Raw genomic sequence first — 12,613 nt, 5'->3', positions numbered from 1 at the left:
AAAATGAATGAAAAGAAGTCTCTTTAAGTTAAAATATCAGAAAAGTTTAAAAATATAAAGATTTCTATCAAATAAAATGATAAAATGAATGTGTATTCATTTTTGGGAGGGATATATATGAAAGAGAAGGTAGTAATTATAACAGGTGGATCGAGTGGAATGGGAAAAGGAATGGCAACTCGTTTTGCAAAAGAAGGGGCACGAGTTGTTATTACAGGGCGTACAAAAGAAAAACTGGAGGAAACAAAGTTAGAGATTGAACAGTTTCCAGGGCAAATATTGCCTGTACAAATGGATGTACGAAATACTGAAGATATTCAGAAAATGATTGAACATATTGATGAAAAGTTCGGACGAATTGATATTTTAATAAATAATGCAGCTGGCAACTTTATTTGTCCAGCAGAAGATTTATCTGTGAATGGCTGGAATTCGGTCATTAATATTGTGTTAAATGGTACATTTTATTGCAGTCAAGCTGTCGGGAAGTATTGGATTGAGAAAGGTATAAAAGGAAATATCATTAATATGGTAGCGACATATGCATGGGATGCAGGTCCAGGAGTTATTCATTCGGCTGCAGCAAAAGCTGGCGTATTAGCAATGACTAAAACGCTTGCTGTTGAGTGGGGACGTAAATATGGAATACGAGTTAACGCTATCGCACCAGGGCCGATTGAACGTACGGGCGGTGCCGATAAATTATGGATTTCAGAAGAAATGGCTAAGCGTACACTACAAAGTGTGCCACTTGGAAGACTAGGTACGCCAGAAGAAATTGCGGGTCTAGCTTATTATATATGTTCAGATGAAGCTGCATACATAAATGGAACATGCATGACAATGGATGGAGGACAACACTTGCATCAATATCCATTTTAAGAGGGATGACCAAATGAATGTTTGATTCATTTTTTTGTGGTAAAATGTGACGGAATTGTGACATGTGAAAGAAAGGTATTTACAAGAGGTCATATATACGGTATATTTAAGACCTCTTTTTTCTTCATAGTAGAATTGCTAATTCCCCTTAGCATTTTACCCCTCTAATCCCTTCAGGAAAACTGAAGGGATTTTTTATTATTTTTCCGTAAATATCGTGTTATAATTTTTGAAAAGTAAAGGGAGGGAAGCACGTTGATAGATGCATTAGATGTAATGAGTAACTTGGATAAAGTCCTTCCTTATTATCAAGCTATTTTTAGTGCTGATGAACATACAGTAATTGGATATGAAGTAGTAGGACGTATTCAAACAGAAGAGGGCATACAAAGTTTAGCTTCGTTCTTTCATGATGATTCTATTCCAAGTGAGTTTCAACTGGAAGCGGATAATATTATAGTAGAAAAAGCTTTAAACCGTTATTTAGAAAGCAATCAAAAATTGTTATTATTTATACATCGAAATGCTAACGTATTAATGAATGACGAAGATGAAAGTTTACTTCAACTTTTATTGATGTATGAAAAACAAGGTTTAAATTTGAACCACATTGTTTTAGAGATAACAGAGCATGAATGTAAAGAAGATATTGAGCAATTTAATCATTTGCTTATGTATTATCGTACATATGGTATTCAGATTTCGATTAATAAAGTTGGAACGGGTACAAGTAATTTAGAACGTATTAGCGTGTTAGCACCTGATATTTTAAAAGTAGATTTAACAAACTTAAGGCAAACTGCACTTATACAATCTTATCAAGATATTTTATATTCCTTATCTTTACTTGCAAGAAGAATTGGTGCAACGTTGTTATATGAAGAAATTGATGCTTTTTATCAACTACAATATGCTTGGAAAAACGGTGGTAGATACTATCAAGGTAATTATTTAAAAGAATGTTTACCTGATTTTATTGAAACGAATGTTTTAAAAGAGAGACTTGGTAATGAATGTCATCAATTTATTCAGCATGAGAAAAAGAAGTTGCAAAAAATTTATCATTTAACAGAGATGTTACGTGATCGAATTGGTGATGTTCTGTCAAAACAAAAAAAGAATGAAGATATAAATGATTGGTTATTACAATTTAGCCAAAGTATATCACAATGTAGTTTTCGCATATTTATTTGCAATGAAGATGGTTTTCAACAATCAGGTAATGTTATGAAAAAAGATGGGGAATGGATTGTGATGCCGGAGTATTATATGAAGAACTGGAGTTGGCGCCCGTATTTTCTTGAGAATATTATGAAAATGCGTTTTGAAAATAAGGCGAGACTTTCAGATTTATATGCCGATATTGAAACTGGTGAAATGGTACGAACATTTTCTTTCCCGATTGATGATGAAAACTTTTTATTTATAGATTTATCTTATGAATATTTATATGAAGAAGATGTTTTATTTTAATGCACGAAGAGATTCGTGCATTTTTTTGTTTGTTTTTATCAGAAATTGGTAATAGTGAAAATGGTGATGAAAATGTTGTCTATCGTTGTAAAGATTTTACGAACGAAACCATCCCTTTCTTTGCATAATCATTGTTACAATGAATACTACAAAGACAAGTTCTTTTAAAAGGAAGGTGGAAAAATGAGGAAATATGGAATATGGCTTGTTCTATTTGTATGTGTTGCCTTTCTAGTTGGTTATAGTGTTACAACTGTTTTAGGAAAAGAGGAATTGAAAGTCGATCGGAAAGACGTGTTTACAACGATACAAAAAGGCTATGAAACCCAATTTTCAATTCGCGGGAAGCATTTGCCGATGAATAAGATGATAGAGACGTTATCACCGTATTTTACAGATAATTTCCTTCAAGTATTTACAGATGAAAATAGTAGAAGTGATAAACAAAGTGGTGAATATTTACTTCCAGCAAAAGAAGCACCGTTTTCTTTTAATTCGGAAACGAAAATGGCGTATGATGAAGAGCATAAAAATTTATATGTATATGAGCGGGCGAAAAGTGGACAATATCAAATTGTAACATTGAAAAGGGATCAAGATAAATGGAAATTAGCAGGGTATCATGAAAGCCAAGAACTTTTAACTGAAATAAAAAGGTTACAACAATTATAAAGTGCAACTTTAATCAGTGGGGGCTTTATATCCCACTGATTATTAGCTTTCATCAATCGGGAGTTTTACTGCCCATAAATAACGAGATAAAAATAGGAATAGGTATTTACCTATTCCTATTCTATATTGAGTAGCTGTTGTAATTTTTCGATTTGAAAACCTGTAACCACTTCACCGTCGATTACAACTGTTGGAGTTGAATAGGAATCATAGTCGTATAAAAGGCGATCGCGAGCAGCAGCGTCTTTTTTTACGTCAAATTCTTCATATGAAACGTTATTATGCTTTAAAAATTCTTTCACAATGACACATGGCGGACAATCAGGTTGTGTGTAAACCTCAATTTTTTTCATTGTAATTCCTCCTTTTTTCTGTTTTTTATTATATTATTCCAGTATGGAAATCGCAATAAAGAAGGAAAAAGATGTTCTTTCTGTGTTTTCCTTTGCATTTCGACAAATTTTTAGTTGAGTTTCTGGCCAATAACCTTTATCCTAGACTGTGGAACATTTTTTCTGTTATGACGGATAGAATGAGTATAGCTGTAAAACCTATTGGTAGGAAGATTAGAGAAAGGAGAGATTTCATGTCTCTACTCCAAGGAATTTTAACACGACTTGTTAGTCTACAAGAACAAGCTGTAAGCGGTGAAGTAGCACAACGCTATTTTGAAGTGAACGGTGAGCGCAAATGTAGCGTGAAATTTTTCGATAAAAGTGAAATGTATGAATTAGAAGTGTATCAACAAGGTGAAAAACCTCAAGTGTATCAATTCGATAATATCGATATGGTTGCAATTGAGATTTACGATATCATTTCTTGATACATATAAAAAAAGGTACTGCCTATGGCAGTACCTTTTTAGTTCTTTTACTTTCCAGTATATATGTATAGGAATTTTTCGTTTTTCCTACAATGGTAATAAAGTAAGACTTTAATCAGTGGAAGTGCTTATTATCGACTGATGATTGGACTACATCAATCAGGAGTTTTACTGCTCGAAAATAGCGTGATAAAAATAAATAGGAGGTGTGTTATGTGGAACGTTTACCAGTTGTGATCTGTCCTAATTGCCACAATTCTGCAGAGATTATTCATGTATTAACGGCTCAATCGAATCAAAATGTAATTTATACTTGCCAAGTTTGTCATTTTGTAATGCGAAATATTGAGACGAATAAAGGATAGTAAGTTATAATTTTTGTTTTTGTCCCATACAATGAGAATACGAAAAGTCTGTCTAATGGAAAGGACGTGACTATGTGGACGGTGGGCATAAATTCTATAATGTTTCAGAGAGACATTTGAATTTTGATACGGTCTTTAACCGCATTTGTAGTTTCATTGAAAAGGATCCACGAAATTTATATCGATTATCTATTGGGACAGACTCACAAGCACATCAAAAAGATACGAGATTTATTACGGCAATCCATATTCACCGTGTTGGAAAAGGGGCTTGGGGATGTTTACACCATAGGTCAGTAAAAGATAAGCCGGCAACATTACGGGAGAAAATATATTTAGAAACACAGTTTAGTCAAGAAATCGCTTGCCTATTTACTCCTAACCATATACAAACCATATGGGATTTATTGCATCCATATGCTCAAGATGGGGCTGGGTTCATAATGGAAATTCATTTGGACATAGGGAATGATGGTTTAACAAAAGAATTTATTTTAGATATGACAGCGAAAATTCAAGCGATGGGATTAACTGCAAAAATTAAGCCGGATGCTTATGCGGCATTTAGCTATGCAAATCGATATACGAAATAATTTTTATAAGGTTACAATTGTTACATGTTTTTATTAAAAACTGAATATTACATCTACTAAATAAGTTGGAAATTTTATATAATGAGAGTAACGATGGGATTATAAGGAGAGGGGTATATGCAAAGGGAATTTGTTTTAACGAAAGAAGAAGAAAGTTTGTTACTAGATATTTTATTTCAACAAAATTATGCGAGTGAAATTTTAGCTGTAGAACTTACAGATATTGAGAATGGTTTGAAACAGACAGATGTGACGCAATATAAAAAAATCACAAGGCTATTTTACAGATTAAAAAATAAAGGGTATTAAGTGCTACCGTAATGGTAGTCTTTTTTTTGTGTTGTATGCTAAAATAGCTGTGTAATTGTATTTTTATTGAAATAAAGTTAGGACAAAATAATAATATGAAAACGCTGTCATAAAATAAGGATAGAATCGGTGAATATAAGCAGGAAAAAGGGAAAATGGGGGATGTAACATGATTAGTATTCCAAAAGACGAGTTTCAGCAAATTCTTGTGAAAGATTTAATGATTTCATCAGAAAAAGTAGCACATGTCCAAATTGGGAATGGATTAGAGCATGCTTTACTCGTTCTTGTGAAATCTGGATATTCGGCAATACCTGTTTTAGACCCAATGTATAAATTACATGGGTTGATTAGTACTGCTATGATTTTAGATGGTATGTTAGGGTTAGAGCGCATTGAGTTTGAAAGACTTGATGATATGAAAGTAGAACAAGTGATGAAGGAAGATATTCCGGTTCTTAAGTTAGAAGATTCATTTGCAAAAGCTTTAGAAATGACAATTGATCATCCTTTTATTTGTGCTGTAAATGAAGAAGGGTATTTCGAGGGGATTTTAACACGTAGAGCTATTTTAAAATTATTGAATAAAAAAGTACGGCAGCATAATCGATAGACAATAGGAGGAAAGTGACTTCATAGAAACGGAGAAGTCACTTTTTTTCGTGCATATCAGTTGTGTATGTATTATATTTAAAAAGACATAAAACATAAGGAAAGTTCGAACTGAAAAATTGTATTTTTTGTATAAAAGTATTCAGTTAAATTCAGGATGAAAAGCTTATTGAAATAAGGTGTATGGAAGCTAAGGAAAGAGGGAGAAAGTTGCAAATTGATGATTTTCAAATGATGGTTGTGTTAGCCCAGGAATCAAATATGAGAAAAGCGGCGGAACGTTTATTTGTTTCCCAACCTGCGCTTAGTCAACGATTACAATCTATGGAGAAACAATGGGGAATGAAATTTTTTATTCGTTCACAAAAAGGATTGACAATTACACCTGAAGGGGAAAAAGTCGCAAATTATGCAAAAGAAATGTTACAAAGAGAAGAGAATATTAAGAGCGAACTGGCAGTTTTTAGAACGGAAACATATGGAACGTTAAAAATAGCTGTTGCATCGGTTATTGGTCAATATTGGCTCCCTCCTGTGTTGAAAAAGTTTGTACAAAAGTATCCTTCTGTGAAGATATCGCTGTTTACTGGCTGGAGTAGTGAAGTGCAAAAGCAATTTTATGAGGGCGATGTTCATGTAGCTATATTAAGGGGATCACAGGAATATAAAGGACAAAAGCAACAATTATTTGAAGATGAATTATATTTAGTCGATAAAGAAATAAAAGATATTTCGATGTTAAAAGAAACAAATAGACCATTTATTCAATTTAAAAGTGATTCGACTTATTATGGTCAAATACAAAATTGGTGGTATGGGTTATTCTCTAACCCACCTAAGCGAACAATTGTAGTTGATCAAATTGAGACGTGCAAACAACTTGTTCTAAATGGTATAGGTTATGCATTATTGCCTTCTACAGTATTAAAAGAAGTGCAGGAAAATATGTATAAAACACCTGTTCAATTAACGAGAGAAACATGGTTGTTAACGAGTGAATCAGCAAGACAATTGAAGCAAGTACAAGCGTTTTTAGAAATTATAGAAGAAATTCAAAGGGAAAAATAAGATTATTGTCTTGCTACTCGCTCTATCGTTTGGTAGAGTAACAATATAAATGGATTTAGGAGGCAACAAGAATGAAAATGATGGACGCTAACGAAATTATTTCGTTTATTCAAAAAAGTGAAAAGAAAACTCCTGTAAAGGTATACATAAAAGGGGATTTAAAAGAAGTAACGTTCCCTGAAACAGTACAAGCATTTGTAAATAAAAAATCTGGTGTAGTATTCGGAGAATGGTCTGAAATTAAGACAATTCTTGATGAAAATAGCAAGCACATTGTTGACTATGTAGTTGAGAACGATCGTCGTAATTCTGCAATCCCAATGCTTGATTTAAAAGGTATTAAAGCTCGTATTGAGCCAGGCGCAATTATTCGTGACCACGTTGAAATTGGTGACAACGCTGTTATCATGATGAATGCAACAATTAACATCGGTGCTGTAATTGGCGAAGGTACTATGATCGACATGAACGCAGTGCTTGGTGGACGTGCAACGGTTGGCAAAAACTGTCATGTAGGTGCAGGTGCTGTACTTGCGGGTGTTATTGAGCCACCTTCTGCAAAACCAGTTATCGTTGAAGACGATGTTGTAATTGGTGCAAATGTAGTTGTTTTAGAGGGCGTTACAGTAGGTAAAGGTGCAGTTGTAGCAGCAGGAGCTGTTGTAACAGAAGATGTGCCTCCATATACAGTTGTTGCGGGAACTCCAGCACGTGTAATTAAAGAAATTGATGAGAAGACAAAAGCGAAAACTGAAATCAAACAAGAGCTTCGTCAATTAAACCCAGAGAAATAAAAAACAAAAAGCGTAAGAGCATAAATAGGCTCTTACGCTTTTTATAGATAGAGGTGCAAAAATGACAGTAAGCAAATTTGTCCAAGTTCGTAGAGATTTACACAAAATCCCGGAAATTGGATTTAAAGAGTGGAAAACACAACAGTACATTTTAGAGTATATAGAAACACTTCCTAACGAATATTTGGAAGTGAGAACATGGAAAACAGGTGTAATTGTTAAAGTAAATGGGAAAAGCCCAGAGAAAATAATAGGTTATCGTGCAGATATAGATGGTTTGCCAATAACAGAGGAAACTGGATACGAATTTGCTTCTGTACATGAAGGAATGATGCATGCATGTGGACATGATTTGCATACAACAATTGGTCTAGGCCTCCTAACAGCAGCTGTGAGTGAAAGAATAGATGATGACCTTGTGTTTCTATTCCAGCCGGCAGAAGAAGGTCCAGGTGGCGCTCTTCCTATGTTAGAAAGTGAAGAGCTAAAAGGATGGAAGCCTAATATAATTCTTGGTCTTCATATTGCACCAGAATACGCTGTAGGAACAATTGCGACAAAAGAAGGTCTGTTATTTGCGAATACATCAGAATTATATGTTGATTTAAAAGGAAAAGGTGGACATGCGGCTTATCCACATACTGCGAATGATATGATTGTTGCAGCCAGTCACCTTGTTACACAACTTCAATCCGTTATTAGTCGTAATGTGAATCCTCTTGACAGTGCGGTAATTACAATTGGAAAAATAACAGGTGGTACAGTTCAAAATATTATCGCAGAAAAATCTCGTTTAGAAGGAACGATTCGAACATTATCAGTGGAATCAATGAAGCGTGTGAAAAGCAGAATTGAGGCAATTGTTGCAGGTATCGAAGCTTCTTTCCAGTGTGAGGCGATTATAGATTACGGAGCAATGTATCATCAAGTATATAACCACGAAGAGTTAACGAGAGAGTTTATGCAATTTGTACATAAACAAACTGATATGAATGTTATTACATGTACTGAGGCAATGACAGGTGAAGATTTTGGTTATATGCTTCGAGAAATCCCTGGATTTATGTTTTGGCTTGGAGTAAATTCAGAATATGGTTTACATCATGCGAAATTAAAACCAGACGAAGAAGTGATTGAAAAGGCAATTACATTTTTAAGCCAATATGTAAAGTGGAAAGGAAATAGAAAATAAAACTTCCGCTCTCTTGAAGGTTCCAAAAAACTTTTTGTTCTGAGGTGTAAGTAACGCTCGTATAGATTGATTTTAGACATTTACATACAAATGAAAGAATTAAAGTTAATTGTACTGTTTTAATAATGAGCAGGGGGTTTTAGCCACTGCTCATTATTAATTATTTGACTAACTTATATATGTTTACTTTTAGTATGAAAAGTGTGTAAAATCAATGTGAAACATAGAAAAAAGGGTGGGGAATTACGTGCAAATTAGCAGTGCGATTTTATGTTTCGTCTTATATGCGTATGTTATTATTGCGGCGGTTTATTTTGGGATAAGTTTTTATGCCTATCGTCTAGTAGATAATAATGAATATGACGAAACATACAAATGGGTGAAGAGATATTTATCACCTGTACTAGAAATTATGAATGGGTTTGTGCTCTTTTTATTTATTGGATTAATTGCTTTCTCAACGAGTTTAGTAGGGAATAAAACTACATTATTTGTACTAGGTATCATTATTTTTATGCTGCTAGGTATACGAATTGGTAATACGGTCTTTTGGAATGAAAGAAAAGTAGATGGTTGGACGGGAATGTTAATCCCGTGTATGCTAGCTGCAATCGTGACAAATATAGAGCATGAATATTATCAATTACACTTTTGGCTTATTATCGTTTTAACGATTCTTTCTGTTTTGTATATAAGTACAGTAGTACTAACATACATTGCATATGAAAAAGGAGATGTTCAAGGTACCCGCTTCTTTAGAGGGCGAGCACTATTCTGGAGTGTGCCAACAATGGCGGTTATCGGGATTATTGCGATATTAGTGAATGGATACCAATTTTCTAATTGGCAACTGTTGTTAGAAAATTGGTGGATTTTCATCGTTTCATTTATTGCTTTTTTAGGCGCAACGCATTATTTATTCCATCAACATCATTACATATGGGCGCTTGTATTTGCTTTTACGCAGCTTCTATTTGCTTTTTTCGGCCAAGAAACGTTATTGTTCGTTTTTGAAACATTTAGTTCGTTTGGAAATATATTTGTATTTGGTATGTTACTTGTTGGTATCGCCTTTTATTTACAACAATATTTTTATATACAAAAACAAAAATAAGTATGATTTACACGTTTTTGTGACGTATATAAAGTATGTTACAATGAAAATACATAGTACTTGAAGTTATTGGAGGAATTCCTGTGAGTGAGAAAGAAAAAGAATTTGCTGTCATCGGGCTTGGGCGTTTCGGTGGAAGTATTTGCCGAGAACTAGCTCAATTAGGTATGGAAGTAATGGCAATTGATTCAGATGAGGATAAAATTAATGAGTTTGCAAATATAGCTTCACATGCTGTAATTGCAGATTCAACAGATGAGATGGTATTGAAAAGTCTCGGTATTCGTAATTTTGATCATGTAGTCGTTGCTATTGGAGATAATTTAAATTCAAGTATTTTAACAACGTTAATTTTGAAAGAGTTAGGTGTAAAAAATATTACTGTAAAAGCTCAAAATGACTATCATGAAAAAGTATTAAGTAAGATAGGTGCAGATCACATTGTACATCCAGAGCGTGATATGGGAAAACGGATTGCTAATAATATTGCATCAAGTAACGTATTAGACTATCTTGAGCTTTCAGATGAGCATAGTATTGTAGAGATTATTGCAAATAAAAAAATTGATGGGCACTCTTTAATTGAATTAGATATTCGTGCGAAGTTTGGATTGAATATTGTAGCAATTAAACGTGGTAAAGAAGTTATCGTCTCTCCTCGAGCTACGGAAAATATTCAAGCGGGGGATATATTAATTGTAATTGGTCATGATGACGAAGTAGATCGTTTTAAACACTTTTTAAGATAAGAGAAAAGGACAATGCCATGAAGGCATTGTCCTTTTTCTTATATTTCCATAATGATTGGTAAAATCATTGGGCGACGTTTCGTTTTTTCGTATAGGAATGGTGCTAATGTGTCTGTAATCTCATTTTTAATTTCAGACCATTGTGTTGTTTTCCGTTCCATTACTTTTTCTAAATGTGTTGTAATCAATGTTTGAGCATCGTTGATTAAATCGCTGCTTTCACGCATATAAACGAAACCACGCGAGATGATATCAGGTCCTGCTGCAACTTTAAATTCCTTCATATCAATGCTTACAACTACAATTACAAGCCCTTCTTCAGAAAGGATGCGACGATCGCGTAATACGATATTACCGATATCTCCAATACCATTTCCATCGATATAGACAGAACCAGATGGAATTTTTCCAGCTACACTTGCTTCATCTGAACGCAAGGCAAGAACATCTCCGTTATCCATGATGAAACAGTTCTCTTCTGGAATACCGCAATCATTCGCTAATTTCATATGCATACGTTGCATACGATATTCACCATGAATTGGCATGAAATACTTTGGTTTAATTAGACGTAGCATTAGTTTTTGCTCTTCTTGTCCGCCATGTCCACTCGTATGAATGTTTGACAGCTTGCCATGGACTACATTAGCACCAGCACGATACAACATGTTAATTGTACGGCTTACACTAATTGTGTTACCAGGGATTGGTGAAGAAGAGAAAACAACTGTGTCGCCAGGAATAATTTGAATTTGACGATGAGTACCATTCGCAATACGGGAAAGTGCTGCCATTGGTTCACCTTGACTACCAGTACATAAAATAACCACTTTATTAGCTGGTAGGCGGTTTAGTTGAGATGTGTCTATGAATGTATCTTTTGGACATCGGATATACCCAAGGTTTTGTCCAATCTCGATAGCTGCTTCCATACTTCGACCAAATACAGCTACTTTACGATTATTTTCAACAGCAGCCTCAACAACTTGTTGTAAGCGATGGATATTCGATGCAAAGGTTGCGAAGATAATACGACCTTCTACTTTGCGGAATATATCTTGAATACTATCGCCAACACGGCGCTCAGACATCGTAAAGTTTGGAACCTCACTGTTTGTACTGTCAGATAAGAGACAAAGTACACCGTCTTTTCCGATTTCAGCCATTTTTGTTAAATCTGCTGGCTCACCGACTGGTGTGAAATCGAATTTGAAATCACCTGTATGAACGACTTGTCCTTGAGGTGTTTTCACAACAACTCCGTATGAATCCGGAATACTGTGAGTTGTACGGAAGAAGGAAACAGATGTCTTTTTAAATTTAATAACATCATCTTCTTGAATTTCATAAAGCTTCGCTTTACGAAGTAATCCGTGCTCTTCTAATTTGTTTTTTATTAGTGCAATTGCTAATTTTCCACCGTAAATTGGAATGTTTACTTGACGTAATAGATAAGGGATTCCACCGATATGATCTTCGTGACCATGTGTAATGAATAATCCTTTAATTTTATCTTCGTTTCGCACAAAATAAGTGTAATCAGGTATTACATAATCGATCCCGAGGAGTTCGTCTTCTGGAAATTTAATTCCAGCGTCAATTATAATAATTTCATCTTGAAATTGAACAGCATATGTATTTTTACCGATTTCACCAAGACCACCGAGAGCAAAAACGGCAACTTGATCATTTTTTAGAAATTTCATATGGCTATACAATCTCCGCTAATACTAAATCAGCGTTTTGTTTTTCATATTCAAGATGAGCGCCAGTAACAGACTGAACAAACTCGATATTATATGCGAACTTATTTAATTTTTTACGAACATCCTTTTCAGACGTAGCCTCTAAATATACAACTTTTGTATTTTCACGTACTGGGACCTCAGTTAATTTTTCTTGATAAAATACTTTAAAAATCATTTGGAAAACCTCTCCTTGTCTATGTTTTGCATTATCTGTTACTT

General features: G+C 34.3%; 17 protein-coding genes. 14 read left to right on the top strand and 3 right to left on the bottom strand.

The genetic code is table 11. From position 1 onward, the window contains the following. The first annotated feature begins 117 nt into the window (after nt 1-117). The 4 genes from fadH to BTOYO_RS06205 all read left to right on the top strand — a co-directional run bounded on the left by fadH (nt 118) and on the right by BTOYO_RS06205 (nt 3,027). Nucleotides 118-882 carry a 2,4-dienoyl-CoA reductase gene (fadH, locus tag BTOYO_RS06220; protein ID WP_000660910.1) on the top strand — a complete coding sequence of 255 codons (765 nt, stop codon included), beginning with the start codon at nt 118-120 and terminating at the stop codon, nt 880-882. A gap of 255 nt (nt 883-1,137) precedes the next feature. Continuing rightward, a complete protein-coding gene (locus BTOYO_RS06215) occupies nt 1,138-2,355 on the top strand; it encodes an EAL domain-containing protein (RefSeq protein WP_000564311.1) in 1,218 nt (405 codons plus the stop codon). Beyond that, nucleotides 2,355-2,483 (top strand): hypothetical protein, encoded by a 129-nt coding sequence (locus BTOYO_RS27610; protein WP_000544076.1) that lies wholly within the window; start codon nt 2,355-2,357, stop codon nt 2,481-2,483. The genes BTOYO_RS06215 and BTOYO_RS27610 overlap by 1 nt, the downstream gene beginning before the upstream one ends. A gap of 55 nt (nt 2,484-2,538) precedes the next feature. Continuing rightward, complete coding sequence (locus BTOYO_RS06205; protein ID WP_001233803.1) at nt 2,539-3,027, top strand: DUF3993 domain-containing protein; 489 nt, start codon at nt 2,539-2,541, stop codon at nt 3,025-3,027. A 116-nt stretch (nt 3,028-3,143) separates the two neighbouring features. Here the strand turns inward: BTOYO_RS06205 and BTOYO_RS06200 are convergent, their stop codons facing one another. Beyond that, a complete protein-coding gene (locus BTOYO_RS06200; protein ID WP_000717878.1) occupies nt 3,144-3,380 on the bottom strand; it encodes a glutaredoxin family protein in 237 nt (78 codons plus the stop codon). A gap of 233 nt (nt 3,381-3,613) precedes the next feature. On the opposite strand from BTOYO_RS06200, the gene BTOYO_RS06195 reads away from it, so the two are divergent. The 10 genes from BTOYO_RS06195 to BTOYO_RS06150 all read left to right on the top strand — a co-directional run bounded on the left by BTOYO_RS06195 (nt 3,614) and on the right by BTOYO_RS06150 (nt 10,646). Further along, nucleotides 3,614-3,850: a YkuJ family protein gene (locus BTOYO_RS06195; protein ID WP_000055152.1), complete on the top strand. Its 237-nt coding sequence runs from the start codon at nt 3,614-3,616 to the stop codon at nt 3,848-3,850. A 215-nt stretch (nt 3,851-4,065) separates the two neighbouring features. Then, the gene (locus BTOYO_RS27655) at nt 4,066-4,215 is read left to right on the top strand and encodes a hypothetical protein (RefSeq protein WP_000440536.1); all 150 of its coding nucleotides are present in this window, start codon (nt 4,066-4,068) and stop codon (nt 4,213-4,215) included. A 74-nt stretch (nt 4,216-4,289) separates the two neighbouring features. After that, nucleotides 4,290-4,808 (top strand): ribonuclease H-like YkuK family protein, encoded by a 519-nt coding sequence (locus BTOYO_RS06185; protein WP_000348650.1) that lies wholly within the window; start codon nt 4,290-4,292, stop codon nt 4,806-4,808. 117 nt (nt 4,809-4,925) lie between these two features. Next, nucleotides 4,926-5,117 carry an antirepressor AbbA gene (abbA, locus tag BTOYO_RS06180; protein WP_001188532.1) on the top strand — a complete coding sequence of 64 codons (192 nt, stop codon included), beginning with the start codon at nt 4,926-4,928 and terminating at the stop codon, nt 5,115-5,117. Between the two features lie 169 nt (nt 5,118-5,286). Beyond that, a complete protein-coding gene (cbpB, locus tag BTOYO_RS06175) occupies nt 5,287-5,730 on the top strand; it encodes a cyclic-di-AMP-binding protein CbpB (RefSeq protein ID WP_000623575.1) in 444 nt (147 codons plus the stop codon). A gap of 182 nt (nt 5,731-5,912) precedes the next feature. Further along, nucleotides 5,913-6,797 (top strand): LysR family transcriptional regulator, encoded by an 885-nt coding sequence (locus BTOYO_RS06170; protein ID WP_002039481.1) that lies wholly within the window; start codon nt 5,913-5,915, stop codon nt 6,795-6,797. Between the two features lie 71 nt (nt 6,798-6,868). Beyond that, nucleotides 6,869-7,591: a 2,3,4,5-tetrahydropyridine-2,6-dicarboxylate N-acetyltransferase gene (dapD, locus tag BTOYO_RS06165; RefSeq protein ID WP_000783253.1), complete on the top strand. Its 723-nt coding sequence runs from the start codon at nt 6,869-6,871 to the stop codon at nt 7,589-7,591. Nucleotides 7,592-7,652: 61 nt separating this feature from the next. Further along, the gene (locus BTOYO_RS06160) at nt 7,653-8,783 is read left to right on the top strand and encodes an N-acetyldiaminopimelate deacetylase (protein WP_000218680.1); all 1,131 of its coding nucleotides are present in this window, start codon (nt 7,653-7,655) and stop codon (nt 8,781-8,783) included. A gap of 247 nt (nt 8,784-9,030) precedes the next feature. Beyond that, nucleotides 9,031-9,897: a hypothetical protein gene (locus tag BTOYO_RS06155; protein ID WP_001167326.1), complete on the top strand. Its 867-nt coding sequence runs from the start codon at nt 9,031-9,033 to the stop codon at nt 9,895-9,897. An 83-nt stretch (nt 9,898-9,980) separates the two neighbouring features. Further along, the gene (locus BTOYO_RS06150) at nt 9,981-10,646 is read left to right on the top strand and encodes a potassium channel family protein (RefSeq protein WP_001290442.1); all 666 of its coding nucleotides are present in this window, start codon (nt 9,981-9,983) and stop codon (nt 10,644-10,646) included. A gap of 38 nt (nt 10,647-10,684) precedes the next feature. Here the strand turns inward: BTOYO_RS06150 and rnjA are convergent, their stop codons facing one another. Together rnjA and BTOYO_RS06140 are read right to left on the bottom strand one after the other, a co-directional pair. Beyond that, entirely contained in the window at nt 10,685-12,352 is a 1,668-nt protein-coding gene (gene rnjA / locus BTOYO_RS06145) for a ribonuclease J1 (protein ID WP_000670378.1), read from the bottom strand. 4 nt (nt 12,353-12,356) lie between these two features. Further along, nucleotides 12,357-12,569 carry a DNA-dependent RNA polymerase subunit epsilon gene (locus BTOYO_RS06140; protein ID WP_000576438.1) on the bottom strand — a complete coding sequence of 71 codons (213 nt, stop codon included), beginning with the start codon at nt 12,567-12,569 and terminating at the stop codon, nt 12,357-12,359. Between the last annotated feature and the right edge of the window lie 44 nt (nt 12,570-12,613).

The sequence above is a fragment of the Bacillus toyonensis BCT-7112 genome (assembly GCF_000496285.1).
GTDB lineage: Bacteria > Bacillota > Bacilli > Bacillales > Bacillaceae_G > Bacillus_A > Bacillus_A toyonensis.
The sequence above is the reverse complement of the archived record's forward strand: the minus strand, read 5'-3'. Positions and strand labels throughout refer to the sequence as shown.